General features: G+C 71.1%; 15 protein-coding genes and 1 tRNA gene. 9 read left to right on the forward strand and 7 right to left on the reverse strand.

From position 1 onward, the window contains the following. Positions 1-227: 227 nt before the first annotated feature. On the reverse strand, positions 228-1,403 hold the full coding sequence (locus QSK39_RS28155) for an MFS transporter (protein WP_285480812.1): 1,176 nt from the start codon (positions 1,401-1,403) through the stop codon (positions 228-230). A gap of 208 nt (positions 1,404-1,611) precedes the next feature. Between QSK39_RS28155 and QSK39_RS28160 the strand changes: the two genes are divergently transcribed. The 3 genes from QSK39_RS28160 (at position 1,612) to QSK39_RS28170 (ending at position 3,866) form a co-directional block, all read left to right on the forward strand. Then, positions 1,612-1,995: a peptidase inhibitor family I36 protein gene (locus QSK39_RS28160; RefSeq protein WP_285480813.1), complete on the forward strand. Its 384-nt coding sequence runs from the start codon at positions 1,612-1,614 to the stop codon at positions 1,993-1,995. Between the two features lie 1,254 nt (positions 1,996-3,249). After that, positions 3,250-3,326: transfer RNA gene (locus QSK39_RS28165), tRNA-Arg, on the forward strand. Between the two features lie 336 nt (positions 3,327-3,662). Further along, positions 3,663-3,866 carry a hypothetical protein gene (locus QSK39_RS28170; RefSeq protein WP_285480814.1) on the forward strand — a complete coding sequence of 68 codons (204 nt, stop codon included), beginning with the start codon at positions 3,663-3,665 and terminating at the stop codon, positions 3,864-3,866. Between the two features lie 513 nt (positions 3,867-4,379). Here the strand turns inward: QSK39_RS28170 and QSK39_RS28175 are convergent. Beyond that, positions 4,380-5,624, reverse strand: a complete 1,245-nt coding sequence (locus tag QSK39_RS28175) for a cytochrome P450 family protein (RefSeq protein ID WP_285480815.1) — start codon at positions 5,622-5,624, stop codon at positions 4,380-4,382. 4 nt (positions 5,625-5,628) lie between these two features. Continuing rightward, positions 5,629-6,795, reverse strand: coding sequence for an epoxide hydrolase family protein (locus QSK39_RS28180; protein WP_285480816.1), 1,167 nt, complete (start codon positions 6,793-6,795; stop codon positions 5,629-5,631). A gap of 319 nt (positions 6,796-7,114) precedes the next feature. On the opposite strand from QSK39_RS28180, the gene QSK39_RS28185 reads away from it, so the two are divergent. The 3 genes from QSK39_RS28185 to QSK39_RS28195 are packed head-to-tail and all read left to right on the forward strand — an operon-like array spanning position 7,115 to position 9,580. After that, positions 7,115-7,654: a phosphopantetheine-binding protein gene (locus QSK39_RS28185; RefSeq protein ID WP_285480817.1), complete on the forward strand. Its 540-nt coding sequence runs from the start codon at positions 7,115-7,117 to the stop codon at positions 7,652-7,654. Between the two features lie 2 nt (positions 7,655-7,656). Then, positions 7,657-8,820, forward strand: a complete 1,164-nt coding sequence (locus tag QSK39_RS28190; RefSeq protein ID WP_285480818.1) for a pyridoxal phosphate-dependent aminotransferase — start codon at positions 7,657-7,659, stop codon at positions 8,818-8,820. Continuing rightward, positions 8,813-9,580, forward strand: a complete 768-nt coding sequence (locus QSK39_RS28195) for an SDR family NAD(P)-dependent oxidoreductase (protein WP_285480819.1) — start codon at positions 8,813-8,815, stop codon at positions 9,578-9,580. Before QSK39_RS28190 ends, QSK39_RS28195 begins: the two co-directional genes overlap by 8 nt. A gap of 19 nt (positions 9,581-9,599) precedes the next feature. Here the strand turns inward: QSK39_RS28195 and QSK39_RS28200 are convergent, their stop codons facing one another. From QSK39_RS28200 to QSK39_RS28215, 4 genes are read right to left on the reverse strand one after another with little or no spacing between them, the layout of a single operon-like run. Further along, positions 9,600-9,836: an acyl carrier protein gene (locus QSK39_RS28200; protein ID WP_284742191.1), complete on the reverse strand. Its 237-nt coding sequence runs from the start codon at positions 9,834-9,836 to the stop codon at positions 9,600-9,602. 31 nt (positions 9,837-9,867) lie between these two features. Beyond that, positions 9,868-10,884 carry a beta-ketoacyl-ACP synthase III gene (locus QSK39_RS28205; protein WP_285480820.1) on the reverse strand — a complete coding sequence of 339 codons (1,017 nt, stop codon included), beginning with the start codon at positions 10,882-10,884 and terminating at the stop codon, positions 9,868-9,870. Beyond that, positions 10,881-11,924: a 4-hydroxy-2-oxovalerate aldolase gene (gene dmpG, locus QSK39_RS28210; protein ID WP_285480821.1), complete on the reverse strand. Its 1,044-nt coding sequence runs from the start codon at positions 11,922-11,924 to the stop codon at positions 10,881-10,883. Before dmpG ends, QSK39_RS28205 begins: the two co-directional genes overlap by 4 nt. Beyond that, positions 11,921-12,832: an acetylating acetaldehyde dehydrogenase gene (locus tag QSK39_RS28215; RefSeq protein ID WP_285480822.1), complete on the reverse strand. Its 912-nt coding sequence runs from the start codon at positions 12,830-12,832 to the stop codon at positions 11,921-11,923. Before QSK39_RS28215 ends, dmpG begins: the two co-directional genes overlap by 4 nt. Before the next feature lie 277 nt (positions 12,833-13,109). Here QSK39_RS28215 and QSK39_RS28220 point away from each other — a divergent pair, with 277 nt between their 5' ends. From QSK39_RS28220 to QSK39_RS28230, 3 genes are read left to right on the forward strand one after another with little or no spacing between them, the layout of a single operon-like run. Beyond that, the gene (locus QSK39_RS28220) at positions 13,110-14,606 is read left to right on the forward strand and encodes a 4-hydroxyphenylacetate 3-hydroxylase family protein (RefSeq protein ID WP_285480823.1); all 1,497 of its coding nucleotides are present in this window, start codon (positions 13,110-13,112) and stop codon (positions 14,604-14,606) included. A gap of 16 nt (positions 14,607-14,622) precedes the next feature. Beyond that, positions 14,623-15,984, forward strand: a complete 1,362-nt coding sequence (locus QSK39_RS28225) for a condensation domain-containing protein (protein ID WP_285480824.1) — start codon at positions 14,623-14,625, stop codon at positions 15,982-15,984. Beyond that, positions 15,981-17,321: an extracellular solute-binding protein gene (locus tag QSK39_RS28230; protein WP_285480825.1), complete on the forward strand. Its 1,341-nt coding sequence runs from the start codon at positions 15,981-15,983 to the stop codon at positions 17,319-17,321. Before QSK39_RS28225 ends, QSK39_RS28230 begins: the two co-directional genes overlap by 4 nt. Positions 17,322-17,466 lie beyond the last annotated feature (145 nt).

Here is a 17,466-nt window from a genome sequence, read left to right on the forward strand (position 1 = left end):
GGCCACGGCTCCCGGACTTTTGTCACGATTCGGCCGTCAGCGCGGCCGGCGTCTCGCGGCGGTGGCTTTGCCGGCTCCTCGCGGCGGCCGGGCGCGCCGCCCCAGGCAGCCGTTTCCTCGACTGCGCACCCGGCGGCCGACCGCCGGGTGCGACAGCCCCGGCAGCGTTCCCTCGGCGGCGCCGTCGCACCCGGCCGTTGGGGCGCCGGCCGGCTTCGCCGGGAGCCTCATTCGGCCGTCAGCGCGGCCGCCTCCCGGTTCCGCGCCCGCCGGGCGCCGAGGGCGGCGGGCAGGATCAGCGCAGCGACCAGCCCGACGAACCCGAACGCCACGCCGTAGTCCGTCACCTGCGCGATGCCGCCGACGATCGGCGGCCCGCCGAGGAAGCCGGTGTAGGCGATCGCCGTGACGAAGCCGATCTCGCGCTCGCCGCCGGTGCCGTCGCCGCGTTTGCCGGCGTCGCCGGCCAGGCTCAGGGCGAGTGGGAACGACGCCGCCAGGCCCGCGCCGGCGAGCGCGAAGCCGACGTAACCGGCGGCGGCGACCGGGATCGCGGCCGCGGCGAGCAGCCCGGCGGCGGCCAGGACCGACCCCGCGGCGAGGCAGCGGGTGGGGCCGAACCGGCGTTGCGCCCACGACCCCGCGAGCCTGGTCAGCGCCATGACCAGCTGGAAGCCGCCGAACGCGAGGGCCGCGGCGCCTGGGCCGACGCCACGTTCGGCCGTCATCAGCAAGGCGGACCAGTCCGAGGACGCGCCTTCCGCGATGGCCGAAGCCAGCGCGACCGCGGCGAGCAGCCACAGCACCGGACGGCGGATCGGCGCGCGGCTCGGCGTGACCTCTTCGCTGTGCTCCGGACGGCTGCCGGGGACCTCGCGGATCACCAGGACGAGCACCGCGACGGCGACCACGGCGGCCACGCTCAGGTGGCGCCCCGGCGGCCAGTCGTGGCCGGCGGCGAGCCCCGCGGCCAGCGAACCGGCGAGCGCGCCGAAGCTGAAGCCCGCATGGAACTCCGGCATGATCGGGCGGCGGATCCGGCGTTCGACCGCCACCGCGGCGACGTTCATCGCGACGTCGAGCATCCCGACGCTCGCGCCGATCAGGAGCAGGGCGCCGGCCAGCAACGGCACGCTCGGCGCGAACCCGACCAGCACCATCGAGCCGGCTGCGCTGACGGTGCTGCCGGCGACGACCACGCGGGCACCGGCCCGTTCGATGATCCGGCCGGACACCGACGCGGCCGCGAGCATCCCCGCGCTGGCCCCGAGCAGGGCCAGGCCGAAAACGCCCGGCGAGGCGTGCACCTGCGCCGCCAGCGCCGGGGTGCGCGAGGCCCACGAGCCCAGCGTGAGGCCGTTGAGCGCGAAGACGACGAACACCGCGACCCGGTCCCGCTGCATGTGCCCATGCGTGCCACGGGTTCGATGCCTTAACACCTGTCCCACCCGCACGCAAGAGGCATTCTCGAACCTGTGGACAACCGGCCCCCGGCCGGGCACCTGTCCACAGATCCGAAATTGCGGGCTGACAAATCTTCCCCCGCCCGCCAATCTGGAATCACCAGTTCACCGCGGCCCCGAAGCCGCGATTCCAGAGGGGAAATCCACGATGTCTTCACGCCGTCTCCGCGCCCGGCTGCCGCACCTGCTGATCCTGGCCGCGCTGGGGTTGCTGACCAGCGTCGGAACCGCTCAGGCCGCACCCGCACAGGCCGAACCGGGGTGCCAGAAGGGTGAATTCTGCCTGTGGCAGGCCGGCGACTACGGCGGCGACGCCCAGCGTTTCGACCTGCGCACCGCGAATCCGGGGGAATGCATTCCCCTGCCCGAGGGATTCGCCGGATCGTCATTCGCGAATCTGCTGACGCGGGACGTCACGGTGTACCAGAGCGAGGAATGCTCGACCGAGGGAGATTTCGTCACCTACCCGGGTGGCGGCACGTTCGTCCCGGACGCGCCGTTCCTGGTCCGCGGGATCCAGATCTGGGAGTGACGGCCTGACCCGGGCCCGCACCGCCGCCAGCTCCCAGGAAAGAGCCGGCTCGCGGCGGCGGCCGGACCCGACCGGGGCCGCTCCCCCGACAGCGGCCCCACCCCGTGGGCGCGCCCCAGCGGCGGGGCGCGCCCACGGGCTTCCCACGGCCCTCCCGGTGCTCACGGCTCTCACGGCTCTCACGGCTCTCACGGCTCGAGAGGGTTCCGGCAGCCGAGCCGGGCGTCTCAGGCGGTCGGCGACGGTCGTGCCGTTCCTCGGTCGCCAGGGAGCCCGCATCGCGTCAGCGAGGCTCACGGATGCTTCGGCGACCACCGAGCAGCCCCTCGGTCGTCAGAGAGCGCACAACGCGCCAGCAAGGCTCTCGAGCGGTTAGGCAACCGCCGTGCCGCCCTCTGTCGCCACAGGGCCCGCAACGCGCCAGCAAGGCCCACGGGGACGGTTGGCGACCGTCGTACCGCCCTTTGGCCGCCAGGGAGCCCGCAACCCGTCAGCGGGACTCTCGGACGTTCGCCGATCGCCGTGCCGTTCGGTGATCGTCAGAGAGCCCGCATCGCGTCAGCGAGACTCTCGAGCGATTCAGCGACCGTCGTGTCGCCCTCGGTCGCCAGAGAGCCCGCAACGCGCCAGCAAGACCCCACGGGGACGGTTCGGCGACCGTCGAGCCGTCCCCGCGGGTCGCCAGAGAACCTGCAACGCGCCACCAAGGCTCACTGGCGCCCACGGCCCACGAGGCGGTCACCCGGACCGGTGCCTCGGCTGGGCTCTCTCGCCCAGCTGAGCCAGTCGCGTGCACTCGGACCGCGAGGTCGCCTTACCCGGTGACCAGGGCAGACACGCCTGGGCTGGTCCGGGGAGCGCCGCCGGGAGCACACAGACGGCCCACGACACGTTCAGGGAGGTGAGGCGACCACCGCGCCGCCCGCCGCGGCAGGGAGGCAGCGGCGTGCGGACGCTCGCGGCGCTGCCTGCCCGGCCGCTGGTCGTGCGGGCGAGCGTGGTCGGGCTGGACACAGCAAGAGCCTTCTGATCGCCAGATTACAGGTTCGCGGCGCGCCGGGAAGCCCGTTCGGTCACCCTCAGCACCGCACCCGACACTCAAGGAGGTCCACACCACGCTCTCGACGACGTTTCCCCCGAAGTTCCGAATTCCGTCGAACGAGACCTGAAACGATTCGCCGGTGTCGAACGATCGAGAGGATGGCGACGACTAAGCTGCCAGTGCCGGGTTACCGGCAGCAGCCGTCGGCGCGGGCCCTCGTAGCTCAGCTGGATAGAGCAAGAGCCTTCTAATCTCTAGGTCGCAGGTTCGAGTCCTGCCGGGGGCGCCACCAGGGAAGACGTCGTGCGCGGCTGCGCACGACGCACCCTGGCCACGTGCCCGGTCCCCTCTTCTGGCGCCGTCGGCGTATCCCCCACTTTGGACGGTCACCGTCCGCGTTCCCGTGCACGGTGAGTCCGGAAGTCGCACCGCGTGAGCGGCCAGGTGGCCCAACGGTCCTCGACCGAGCCCATCCCGAGACAACCTTGTTACCTCCGGGGTCGAGGCGCTGTTCCGCAGCCGATCCGTCACGCCCAGCGATGACACCCGCAGTACGACTGCATCCGACAAGACAACCCGATCGAGCGAACCGCCCTCACCTCGAACGAAGGAGGCTGAACACACCGTGGACCCCGAACACCCCGGCGGACGACACCGGCGCCGGCGGGCCAACCGCGAGACCCGCACCGTCCTGGACGAAGCCCGCCGAGCCGGCCTCGTCCGCCGCCACCTGACCAAGCTGCGCTACCTGGCCGAGCGCGCCGAACGGGCGCCGGAGCCCGGAGCGCCGGCTGCTGAGCCACCGCCTTCCACATCGGACGCCGCCTGACCTCGCACGACGCCGCCAGCAAAACGCAGGCGCTGCCGGGTGCACGCCCCGTGCCCGGCCAACCTGGGGCAGGCGAACCGACAACGCACCACAACCCGCGCAGCCAAGGGCACCGGTCACCCCGGCGGCGTGGCCGAGCGAGCTGGCAGTGAGCCATAGCCTGCGGGGCAGGGCGCACGCCCGCTGCCTCGGCGGCGTGACCGGGCAAGCCGGCAACGCACGCGCGGCCGGGCTCACCCGGCGCTCGGGCGATGTGACCAGGCGAAGGCTATGCACCACACCCGCGCCGCCAGGCGCACGCCAGGCATCTGAGCGGCGCGGCCGGGTCGCACGCCTGCTGCCTGGCCGCGTGGTCAACCGAACCGGCCCGTCACGCTTGTCCGCAGATGATTCGGCGGCCACCGGGAGCCGGGCGCGCTCCCCTGTGGACTTCGTCGAACCGTCGGCTCCGCACGAAAAGGCGGCCTCTGTCCGGCGCAAGCCGGCAGAAGCCGCCCCTCGTAGACCGGAAAACTACCTGCTCGCGGCCGACTCGGTGCCCTTCAAGTGGACCGGGAGGGCTCGGTGGCCGTTCATGATGAACGTCGACAAGGGCTCGAGATCGGCAGGTTCCACGGCCAACGCCAGATTGGGGTACCGCTCGAAGAGGCTGGACAAACCGACCGTAGCCACCAGGCGAGCGATCCCGGCTCCGAGGCAGAAGTGCGGGCCGTGGCCGAAGGACAGGTGCTCCTTGTCCGCTCGGGTTACGTCGAACTTGCACGCCGACTCGCCGTGCAAGGCCGGGTCGCGGCCTATTGCCGCGTAGTTGACCAGGATCGGGTCGCCCTGGGGGATCGTCACTCCGTCGCCGAGGTCGATGTCCTCCATTGCGTAGCGCAGCGGGAGGGAGGCGAGCGGGGACTCGACGCGCAGGGTCTCGTCGATGACCTCGCTCCAGGCCACCTCGCCGGACTTGACCAGTTCCAGCTGGTCGGGGTGGGTGAGCAGTGCGGTGATCGCGTTGTCGAAGAAGTTGATCGTCGTCTCCGAGCCGGCGCCGAGGATCGCGAAGATCGTGTCGGCGAGCTCCTGCTCGGACAACCTCGACCCGTCCTCGTCGCGGGCGGCGATCAGGTCGCTCGTGATGTCCTCGCCCGGGTTGGCGCGCTTGGCCGCGATCAGGTCCGCCATCGCGCCGCGCCAGCCGGCGAGGACCGACTGGGCCTGCTCGGGGGTGACCGTCGTGTCCACCATCATGTCGATCACCTTGGCGGTGGCCGCGCGGGCCTGCTCGTCCATCCCGATCAGCTCGGCGACCAGCATGGCCGGCAGCGGGTAGGCGAACCGCTCGCGCAGGTCGACCACCTCGTCCGGGCCGGCGGCGGCGAGCGCGTCGAGCAGCATGTTCGTCAGCGCCACGATGCGCGGGCGGATGGCTTCGGTTCGCTTGGGGGTGAAGGCCTTTCCGACCAGGCGGCGCAGCCGGACCTGGTCCTTGCCCGTGGCGGTGACCATGTTGTCCATCGCGACCCAGCTGATCATCTCCCAGTCGGGCGGGATCTCGCCGTTGATGAACTTCGGCCAGTAGTTGCGCGCGTTCTTGGTGACCCGCGAGTCGGCGAGCAGCTTCTTGATCACCTCGGCACGGGTGACCGACCAGGCGAGCACGCCACCGGGCAGCTCGACCCGGGTCGCCGGGCCCAGAGCCCGCAGGCGAGCGGCCTCTCCGTGGATGTCACGTCCCGTCGTGTCCAGGACTGGGCAACGGCTTTCCATCGGTTCACCTTTCGAGGGGCTGGAGAGAACGAGCGAAGGAGCGGATGTCGCCGACGAGCGGCTCGGGCTGCTCGAGCGCGGCGAAGTGGCCGCCGCGGTCGAACTCCGTCCAGTGCGCGAGCGTCGGCAGGTCGCGGTCGGCGAGGCTGCGGACCGGCTGGAAGATGTCGCGCGGGAAGACCGCCACCCCGACCGGCACGGCCGGGGGCGGCGGCTTCTCGCCGGCGGCGATCGCGCGCAGCGCGGCGGCGCCCTCGTAGTAGAAGTTCGCGGACGTGCCCGCGGTGGCGGTCAGCCAGTAGATCGAGACCGCGTCGAGGATCTTGTCGCGGCTGATCGCGTCCTCGGGCACCTTGTCGGAGTCGCTCCACTCCTTGTACTTCTCGACGATCCAGGCCAGCTGGCCGACCGGCGAGTCGGTGAGCGCGTAGCTCACCGTCTGCGGCCGGGTCTGCTGGAGCTTCATGTACCCGGACAGCTCTTCGTCGAACTTGGCCAGCAGGCCGAGGCGCGCCAGGTCCTCCTCGCCGAGCGCGGCGAACTCGGCCGGGTCGCCGCTCGGGAAGGTCATCAACATGTTGACGTGCACGCCGGCGCAGTTCTCCGGGTCCAAAGTGCCCAGTGCCAGCGAAATCACCGCGCCGGCGTCGCCGCCCTGGGCGATGTAGTCGCGGTAGCCGAGGCGGCGCATCAGCTCGGCCCAGGCCTGCGCCATGCGCGGCACGTCCCAGCCGGTCGCGCGCAGCGGGCTGGAGAAGCCGTAGCCGGGCAGCGCCGGGATCACGAGGTGGAAGGCGTCGGCCGGGTCGCCGCCGTGCGCTCGCGGGTCGGACAGCGGGCCGATCAGGTCGAGGAATTCGGCGACGGAACCGGGCCAGGCGTGGGTGAGCAGCAGCGGGCGGGCGCCGGGTTCCGGCGAGCGCACGTGCAGGAAGTAGACGGTCGCGCCGTCGATCTCGGTGACGAACTGCGGGTGGCTGTTCAGCGCCGCTTCCGTGGCGCGCCAGTCATAAGAAGTGCGCCAGTATTCGGCGAGCTCCTTCAGGTAGGCGAGCGGAACGCCGCGGTCCCACCCCGTGCCGGGCAGTTCCTCCGGCCAGCGGGTGTTGGCCAGCCGCTCGTGCAGATCGTCGATGGCTGCCTGCGGGATCTCGACTCGGTACGGCTGCATGCTCGCCTCAAATCAGTACGATCGGGGCTGACGGGGAATCTGCTGGAATGCGTCCGGCACACCCATCCTCGTGCTACGCCGAATGGCGGCGCACCTCCTACGTTGCCCGATCTGAAGGCCGTTCGTTCCGCGACCCGGCGATCACTACTGGCAATTCCGCAGTTCGAGCATCACCGTGCCGCGCCCGATAAGCGATGCGCAACTCTTGAATTGCCGGGCCGCGACCGGAATCTGAGCAATGCGGAAGGTTGCCGGCCGGCCGGGGCCTGCGAAGGTGGTCCGAGAGACCCTCAAAGCCCGAACGGAAGGTGAGCGGCTGATGGCTGTCACTGCGATCCAGGACGTGCGAGACGTACTGGCCGCCTACCCCGGACTCGCGGACGTCGCGGTCCTGGCACACGCCCAGGAACCGGTCGGTGAGGTCCTGGTGGCCTACGTCGTGGCGAGCAGCCCGGGCCTCGATCTGGTCGCGCTGCACAAGCACGTCCGGGAAATGCTGCCGGGCAGCGCGGTGCCGGCCGCGATCGTGGTCGTCGACGCCATTCCGGTCGACGCCGAGGGAATTCCGCAGCGGCAAGCACTTCCCGCGCCCGATCTGCGCGGGCTGCTGCCCTACCGGTCACCCGACACCCCTCGCCAGGAAGCGCTGTGCACGATCTTCGCCGAGGTGCTCTCCCGGACCCGCTGCGGTGTCGACGACGACTTCTTCATCATGGGCGGCGAATCGATCGACGCCATGCTGATCGCGAGCCGGGTGGGCCCGGCGTTCGGCCTGGAGATCTCGATGAACGAACTCTTCGACGCGCCCACGGTCGCGGAACTCGACCAGCTCCTGGACCGGATGAGCACCGGAGGCTGACGATGGTCAAGGTTGCCGACCGGATGCGGGGCCTGCAGGCGTCCGCCATCGGGGCCATGACGGTGCGCTGCCAGGAGCTCGGCGCCGTCAACCTCGCGCAGGGGCTCAGCCAGGTTCCGCCGCCGGCCTCGCTGCTGGCAGACGGCGCGCGGAACTTCGAGCACCTCGGTCATTCCTACAGCCAGCCCGAAGGCCTCGCCGTCTTCCGGGAAGCCGTTGCCGACAAGGTGAAGCGCAGCAGCGGGCTCAGCGTCGAGCCCGCCACCCAGGTCGTGGCCACGGTGGGCGCGACGGGCGCTCTCATGGCGACGCTCACGGCGCTGCTCGACCCGGGCGACGGCGTCATCGTGTTCGAACCCTGCTACGGCTACTACCTTTCCTCGATCAGGATGCTCACCCTGGCCCCGGAACCGGTCCGGCTGACCGGGCCGGGTTTCGAGATCACCGAGGAATCGCTGCGGGCGGCCGTCACCGGCCGGACCCGCGCGATGATCATCTGCACGCCGAACAACCCGAGCGGCCGCCGGCTCACCGCGGCGGAGCTCAAGATCGTCGCGGCCGTCGCCGACGACCACGATCTGCTCGTCATCACCGACGAGGTGTACGAAGACATCTACTTCGGCCCGGAACCCCACCTCGCCGCGGCGACGGTCGGGAACCTCGCCGCACGAACGGTGACGCTGGGGTCGCTGGGGAAGTCGTTCAGCATTCCCGGCTGGCGGCTGGGGTACGCCTGCGGCCCGGAACAGCTGATGGGCGCGATCCGGGTCGCGGTGGACTCGTTCGTGGTCTGCGCGCCGGCTCCGCTGCAGGCGCTCGGCGCGCGGGCGCTGAACCTGGGCGAGGACTACTACGACGACTTCCGCGCGATGTACGACCGGAAGCGCCGGACCCTGGCCGCGGGTTTCGCCGCCGCCGGGTTGTCGCCCAACGAACCGGAGGGCGCCTACTACCTGTTCGTCGACTGCTCGCGGATGGGCGTGGCGACCGGGGTGGAAGCGGCGGAAATCCTGCTGGAGAACAACCTCGTCGGCACGGTGCCCGGCGAGGCGTTCTACCTGGACGAGCCGGATCGCCCGTACGTCCGCGCCTGCTTTTCCCTTCCGGACGAGGTACTGGCCGAAGCGGTCGGCCGATTGGCGAACGGGGAGCTGACCCATGGGTGAGAACGTGAGGGGGCGCGCGGTGCTCGTGACCGGCGCGGCCCGGGGTATCGGGCAGGCCATCGCGAAGCGGTTCGCGGCGGCCGGTGACCGGGTGGCGATCCTGGACAAGGTGCCGGCCGGCGTCGCCGGGGACCTGGTGGCCGGGCTCGAGGGCAGCGGCCACGTCGTCGTCGAGGCCGACCTGCTGGACGCCGAAGCCGTGCGGGCGGCGGTGGACTCGGGCGCCGGGCAGCTGGGCGGCCTGGACGTCGTGGTGAACAACGCCGGCATCTTCGTCGCGCACCCGATCACGGAAGTCGACTACGCGACCTGGCAGAAGCACTGGCAGGCGACGCTGGGGGTCAACCTGGTCGGCGCGGCCAACGTGACCTGGTGCGCGGTCGAGCACATGCGGCGGCAGGGACGCGGCGGGCGGATCGTCAACGTCTCGTCCCGGGGCGCCTTCCGCGGCGAGCCGGAGGTGCCGGCCTACGGGGCGAGCAAAGCGGCCGTGAACTCCCTGACCCAGTCGCTGGCGATCGCGCTCGCGCCGGACCGGATCGCGGTTTCCGCCGTGGCGCCCGGTTTCGTGGCCACGGACATGACGACGGACTGGCTCAAGCCGCCGGGCGGCGACGAGATCCGGGCGCAGAGCCCGTTCGGCCGCGTCGCCGAGCCGGGCGAGATCGCCGCCGGCGTGTTCTACCTGGCCTCCGCCGAGGCCGAGTGGGCCAGCGGCACCATCCTCGACCTGAACGGCGCTTCGTACCTGCGGACCTGACCGGGTGGCGGGCCGGGCTTCAGGCGGCCGCGGCCCGCTTCCGCTGCTCCATGAGCGCGACGATCTCCGCCACGGTGTCGAGTTCGAGCAGCTCGTCGTCGGTGATCCGGATGCCGTGGCGCTCGGTGAGCACCATGGACAGCTCGACGACGGCGAGGGAGTCCAGGCCCGCGTCTTCGCGGCTCGCGTCCGGGTGCACTCCGTCGGCGTCCAGCAGCAGCACCTCGGTCATGACCGACTTCAGCAGCTCGTACATTGCGTCCTCCCGTGTCCGTTGGCTGGATGCCCTATGCGTCGTGGGTTTCGAGCTCGGGCCAGGTCAGCGTGGTGGCACCCCAGGTGAGGCCGCCGCCGAACGCGGCCAGCAGCACCCGGTGGCCGGGCTCGAGAGTCCCGTCCGCGGCCGCCTGGGCGAGCAGGACCGGGATCGAAGCGGCGGCGGTGTTGCCGACTTCGGCGATGTTCGTCGTCGCCGCGTCCCGGCGCAGGCCGAGCCGGGTGGCCAGCGCGGCGCTGACGCGCGCGTTCGCCTGGTGGGTGATCACCCGGTCGACGTCGCCCAGCTGCCAGCCCGCCGCCGCCAGCGCCTCGGTCGCCGCGGCGCTCATCCGCTCGACCGACTGCCGGAACACCTCGCGTCCCCGCATCCGGAAGTACTGCGACCCGTCGTCGGGGGCCGACTCCCGCAGCGGCAGCCGCGAGCCGCCGGCCTTGACCGTGATCAGCTCGCTGCGATCGCCGTCGCTGCCCAGCACGAGCGGGCCGACGGCCCCCGGTTCGTCGGCCCGGCCGCGGCGCAGCACCACGGCACCCGCCCCGTCGCCGAAGATCGGCCGGGTCGTCGGGTCGTCCGGGTCGAGCAGGGTGGAGAACGCTTCGGCAGCGATCAGCAGGACGCGCTCGGCCAGCCCGGCCGCGATGAAGCCCGCCGCCGTCGCCAAGCCGTAGACGAACCCGGTGCACACGGCCGAGACGTCGAAGGCGGCGACACCGCTCAGGCCGAGGCGCGCGGCCACGTCGGGCGCGGTCGCCGGGCAGCGGTAGTCCGGGGTGGTGGTCGCCAGCACGACGGCGTCGACCAGCCCGCCGCCGGCCGACTTGAGCGCGGCCCGGCCCGCCTCGACCGCGAGGTCGGAGGTGGCTTCACCCGGCTCGACCCAGCGGCGGCGGGAGATCCCGGTCCGTCCCTCGATCCAGTCCTCCGACACGTCGAGCCGCTCGCACAGCTGGGCGTTGGTGACCGTCCGGTCCGGCAGCCAGTACCCGAGGCCGCACAGGACCGCGCGATCCACCGGATCCGTCACGACTCGTCCCCGGCGCCCCGCAGGGCCAGCGCGACGTCGACGATGAGGTCCTCCTGGCCCGCGACCGCCTGGCGGCGGCCGAGCTCGAAGAAGACGTCACGCGGGTCGACGCCCTCGCGGGCCGAGATGTCGAGCACCCGCGGCTTGAACCCGGAGAACACCCCGGCCAGGCCGCTGACGATGGAGAGCGAGTCGACCTTGGGCGGCGCCGGCATCAGCTCGCGTTCGGCGATGTCCGCCGCGTCCAGAAGCCGGTAGAGGTCGATGCCGGTGCGGTAGCCCACGCGCTCGAGCACCGGCACCAGGACCTCGAGCTGGGTGTTGCCCGCCCCGGCGCCGAACCCCCGGGCGCAGGCGTCCAAAATGGACGCTCCCGCGTCGGCCGCCGCGATGGAGTTCGCCACCGCCATGCCCAGGTTGTTGTGCCCGTGGAACATCACCGGCACGTCGACGGCGCCGCACATGGCCGTGATGCGCTCGGTGACGTCGGCCGGCAGGTAGTGGCCCGCGGAGTCCATGATGCCCACCCCGGTGGCCCCGAACCCGACCAGGCGCGCGCAGTGCCCGGCGAGCTGCTCGACGGTCGCCATGTGGCTCATCAGCAGCACGGCGTGCGCCTCGACACCCTTCTCGCGCAGCCAGCCGAGGTGCCGTTCGGCCAGGCTCGACTCGGTGCAGTGGGTGCCGATGCGCACCAGGTCGACGTCGTGCGCGATGGCGTTCTCGAGGTCCTTGATCGTGCCCCAGCCGGGCAGCATGAAGACGCCGAGCTTGCTGGTGGTCAGGGCGTCCCGGGTGATCGACAGCATCTCGTCGTCGCTGAGCCTGGCCCGGCCGACCTGGAGCGAGGAGGCGCCCAGCCCGTTGCCGTGGCCGACCTCGACCACCGGGACGCCCGCCGCGTCGGCGGCCAGCGCGTACGCGCGAAGCTGTTCCGCGGCGAGGCTGTGCCGGACGGCGTGGTGGCCGTCCCGCAGGCTCGGGTCGTGGATCTGGATCGGCTTGCCCGGGGCGACGTCCGGGGTCGTTGCCTCGCTCATGAGTTCACCACGCCTGCCATCGGGAGCCGGTCCGCCGCGTAGCTCTCCGCGACCAGGAGCGCGGCGGAATTGATGATGTCGAGGTTCCCGGCGTACCGCGGGATGCGGTCCCCGGACGAGGTGACCTCCACGGCGACGAAGCCCTTGCCGTCCTCGGCGCTGCACGCCTTCACCGCGAACCCCCGGGCGAAAGAGCGGACTTCGGCCGCGGCGCCCCGCACGGCCGAGCGCAACGACTCGGTGGTGAGATCCTTGCCCAGCAGGGACATGGCGACCCGGAAGGTCGCGGGCGGGCGCGCGGGGCTGATGTTGAGGATCGCCTTGACGTCCGCGACGCCGGTGAAGCTGCGGACCGCTTCCTGCGTGGTGTCCACGTACTCGTCGAGGTTCATGCGCGTGCCGCGGCCGATGCTCAGCGTGGCGGCGGTCGTCACCACCTCGATGTAGTCGATCTCGTGGGCCCGCGTGATCGCGTGCAGGATCGGCACGGCCGCCTGCCCGCCGCAGCTCACCATGCTGAAGTCGCGGTGCGTGGCGATGTCCGCCCGGTTGACGGTCGGGAAGATCATCTGCCCGTTGCGGCTGGGCGTCAGGTCGATGAGCATCGTGCCGAAGGGCGCGAGCTTCGCCACGTGCTCGGCGTGGGCGGCCGCGCTGGTGGCGTCGAACACGACGTCGAACGGGTGCTCGTTGTCCACAAGGGACTGAATGCCGCCTGCCGCGACCGGCACGCCGAGCTTGGCGGCCTGCCGCAGCCCCGAGGTCGCTTCGTCCCGGCCCGCGACGAGCCCGAGCTCCAGCCGGTCGGAACGGATGACCTTGGTCATGAGGTCGATGCCGATGAGGCCCGCGCCGAGCACAGCAACGGACAGCCGGCCGGGCGCCGTCCGGTTGTCGTTGTGGATCATTCGTCACTCCTGACGTGAGAGAACGGCTCGAGTGATCTGTCGCGGGAAATCGCCGAGGGGCGCAGAGCCCATGGGTATCCATGATTGCCGGAAAGCGCGCCGGCCAACGTCTCCCAGGTTGCGTGGCCGCCGGCCGGCCCCGGCGAGCAAGCATGAAGATGACCGGATCCGAGACCGGAGCATACTTACCGAGAGCGCGAAAACGACCCCGCGAAAATGCCGCGCGTGTTCTTTTCCCGACCCCAGCCGAATGTGCCGAGCCCAACCGGAGAATGCCATGACACGGCCGTTGACCGGCGCCGAGTACCTCGAGAGCATCCGCGACGGGCGGGAGATCTTCCACCACGGCAAGCGGGTCGACGACGTCACCGAGCACCCCGCGTTCCGCAACCCGGCCCGGATGATCGCCCGGCTCTACGACGCGCTGCACGACCCGGAGCACCGGGACGTGCTCACCACCGCCACCGACGCCGACGGTTCCGACGGCTACACGCACCGCTTCTTCACCACGCCGCACAGCGCCGCCGACCTGGTCGCCGACCAGCAGGCCATCGCCACGTGGTCCCGGCTGACCTACGGCTGGATGGGGCGCAGCCCGGACTACAAGGCCTCGCTGCTCGGCACGCTCGGCGCGAACGCCGAGTTCTACAACCCCTTCGCCGCCAACGCGCGGCGCTGGTACCGGGAGTCGCAGGAGAAGGTCCTCTACTGGAACCACGCCATCGTGAACCCGCCGGTGGACCGGCACCGGCCACCGGACCAGGTCGGCGACGTGTTCGTGCACGTCGAGCGGGAGACCGACAGCGGCGTGGTCGTGACCGGCGCGAAGGTCGTCGCGACGAACTCCGCGCTCACGCACTACAACTTCATCGCCCACACCGGCCTGCCGATCAAGGACCGCAAGTTCGCCATCGTGGCCACCGTGCCGATGGACGCTCCCGGGCTGAAGCTGATCTGCCGCCAGTCTTACTCGGCCGCGGCGGAGGCGACCGGCAGCCCGTTCGACTACCCGCTGTCCTCCCGGATGGACGAGAACGACGCCATCCTGGTGCTGGACAAGGTGCTGATCCCGTGGGAGAACGTGTTCATCTACGGCGACGCCGTCAAGGTCGGCATGTTCAGCGGGCATTCCGGGTTCTTCGAGCGGGCCATGTTCCACGGCTGCACCCGGCTCGCGGTGAAGCTCGAGTTCATCGCCGGGCTGCTGGCCAAGGCCCTGGACATCACCGGCGCCGCCGGCTTCCACGGCGTGCAGGCCCGGCTGGGCGAGGTGCTCGCCTGGCGGAACCTGTTCTGGGGCCTGTCCGACGCGGCGGCGCGGAACCCGGTGGTGTGGCGGGACGGCGCGGTCCTGCCCAACCCGGACTACATCATGGCCTACCGGTGGTTCTCGCAGGTCGGCTACGCCCGGGTCAAGGAGATCGTGCTCCAGGACATCGCGAGCGGGCTGATCTACCTGCCCTCGGGCGCGGACGACTTCCACAACGCCGAAATCCGGCCGTACCTGGACGCCTACCTGCGTGGCTCGCACGGCGTCGGCGCGGTCGAGCGGGTGAAGGTGATGAAGCTGCTCTGGGACGCGGTCGGCACCGAATTCGGCGGCCGGCACGAACTCTACGAGCTCAACTACACCGGAAACCACGAAAACACCAGGATCGAGCTGCTGCGCGGCCAGATCGGCGACGGGAAGCTGGACGGGTACCGCGCGTTCGTCGACCGCTGCCTCGCCGAGTACGACCTGGACGGCTGGCAGGTACCCGACCTCTCCCGATAGAGTATGGAGCTCCACTGTGGACGTGTATCCGCTGAGTTCGCGGCAGCTGGACCCGGACGGCTTGGGCCGCTCGACCAAGCACATCGTCGCCCTCGCCCTCCGCATCAAGGGGGAACTGCGCGTCGACGCGCTCGAAGGCGCGCTCGACGAAGTCGTGGAACGGCAGGAAGCCCTGCGCACCCGGCTCGACTACGACGAGACCGACGGGATGCGCGGGGTCCAGGTGGTGCTGCCGCCGATGCCGGTTCCGCTCGCCGTGCACGACGTCGCGCCGGCTCCCGGCCGCTCCCGCGACGAGCTCGCCATCGAGCTGCTGACCGCATTGAACGAGGAGCCGATGTCCTTCGCGGACACGCCGTCGTTGCGCGCCACCCTGCACCGGTTCGACGACCACGACGCCGTGCTCACCCTCCTGTCCCACCACCTCTTCAGCGACGGCTGGTCGATCGGCGTGCTCCGCCGCGAAATCGCGGCCTGCTACCGCGCCCGGGTGACCGGGGTGCCGCACACGCTGCCGAGCCCGGTTCCGTACCGCGAGTTCGCTTCCTGGGAACAGGAGTTCCTGCGGGGCGAGCGGGCGACGGCGGCCCGGCGCTTCTGGCAGGGCAAGCTGGCCGGTGCCGAGATGTGCACGATGCCCACCGACCGGCCCTTCAGCCCCGAAACCCAGGCACCGCGGGCCGAGGTGCGGAACTTCACCATCGATCCGGACACCCTCGCCGAGGTCACCGCGAGCGCGGCCCGGCACCGGTGCAGCGTCTGGCACGTCTTCCTGGCCGCGTACATGGCGCTCGTGGAAAAGATCTCCGGCCGGGCCGACCTGACCCTGCTGACCGTGAACAGCGGCCGGCCGGCGCGGGAGTTCTACGACACCATCGGGTTCTTCGCCAACCTCGTGCCCGTCCGCCTGGAGTTCGGCGAATGCGAGAGCTTCGCCGACCTCATGCTCCGGGCCCGCAAGGCGAGCGCGGAAGCCCAGCAGCACCAGCTGCCCCTGGGGTCGATCCTCGAGATGTACCCCGACCTGATGAAGGGGTCCGGCGATCCGCTGGCCCTGCCGGCCGGGTTCAACTACATCAGCTCGCCGGCGGACCACGAGGACACCGAGTTCACCACCAGCGTCGAACCGGTGACCCTGGCGGAAGAACAGCCGTCCTCGTTCCGCCGCGGCGCGTTCATCTGGACCTTCCTCGTCGTCCCCGCGGGCGAATTCCGGTGTGTCGTCGAGTACGAACCCAGCGCGGTCGACGCGAGCACGGTCGATAGCTGGGGTTCGGACTACATCGACCTGATCCTGGCGATGGCCGACCGGCCGGACCAGGCTTGGCACCGTGGGCAGACGTCCGGCAAGTCGCACAACGGCGGAGGATTCGCGTGACGACAGTCATCGAGCTATGGATCACGGAAAGCCCGAACAGCACGCTGCCCGGCTTCGGCGACCCGCTGGTGCTCGCGGCCGAGTCGTTCAACCGGGCCCACCCGGAGTACGACGTGCGCATCCGCCGGGTCGAGGTGCACCTGATGCCCGAGACGGTCGCCGAAGCGATCGCGCTGGGGAACCCGCCGGACGTGGTGGAGTACACGTACTCGTCCACGCAGACCGCGCTGGACACGCGCGCGGCCGACGGCGCGCCGATGTTCGTCCCGATCCAGCGCGCGATCGGCGGCCGGACCGAGATCCTCGGGGAGCCGGTGGTCGTCGAGGACCTCGTGCCCACGGTGCGCGAGTACTACAGCGTCGGCGGTGAACTGGTCTCCGTGCCGAGCATGGTGACGACGAACCTCCTGTACGCCAACAAAACCGTGCTGGACCGCGCGGGGATCGAGCGGATGCCCGTGACATGGAAGGACCTCACGGCCGCGTGCGCCACCGTCGCCGCGCTGCCGGACGGGCCGGGGCACGGCGTCAGCTGGCCCAACTACGGCTGGGTGTTCCACCAGGAGCTCGCCGGCCAGGGCGCGCTGCTCACCAACGGCGGCAACGGCCGGACCGGCCGCGCCACCCGGGTCTTCCTGGACTCGCCGGAAATGCTCGGCTACGCGAGCTGGTGGAAGGAGATGCTCGACAGCGGCCACTACCTCCCGACCGAGGAACTCCACTACTTCACCTGCATGCAGGCCTTCGCGCGGCAGGAGATCGCGTTCGTGGTCACGTCTTCGGCCGTCGGCCAGATGATGGTCGGCATGGCCGCCGAAGCCGGCTTCGAGCTCACGGCGGGCCAGCTGCCGCGCCCGGACGAGCACCGCTCCCCCGGCGGTCCCCTCGGCGGCCATTCCCTCTTCCTGGCCGCGGGCCTGCCGAAGGAGAAGGAGGACGGTGCCCTCGCCTTCCTCCAGCACCAGCTCGACGCGGAGCACGCGGTGGCCCGGATCAGCGTTCCCGGGAACCCCATGACCTCGCTGCCGATCACGCAGGCGGCCTACGAGCGGACGACGGCGGACGACTGGACCGACCCCTTCCCCGGTTTCCGGAGCGCCACAGCGCAGGTGACGTCGGCGGAGCGGACCCCGGCGGCGGCCGGCCCGATGGTCGGCAACCTCAACGGCATCAACATCGTCCTCACCGAGGCGATGGAGGACGTGCTGCTCCGGGACGCGGAGCCGGCGGCCCGGTTCCGCGCGGCGACCGAAGAAGCGCAGCGGCTGCTCGACCGCTACAACGCGGCGGCTCTCGCCTACCCGCCCGTGACCCCGGACGACCTCCTGGCCGGCTGACGCGCACCACCGAACGGTCCTTTCTTCGCGGATTCCGCGAGGAAAGGACCGTTCGCTGTCAAGGAACTCCGCATTTTCGGAGATGCCGACGGCCGCGAAGTGCACGATAGGCGGGACTCCCGGCTACCGACCTGGTCAACGGAGC

The organism is Amycolatopsis sp. NBRC 101858, assembly GCF_030269325.1.
Classification (GTDB): domain Bacteria; phylum Actinomycetota; class Actinomycetes; order Mycobacteriales; family Pseudonocardiaceae; genus Amycolatopsis; species Amycolatopsis ponsaeliensis.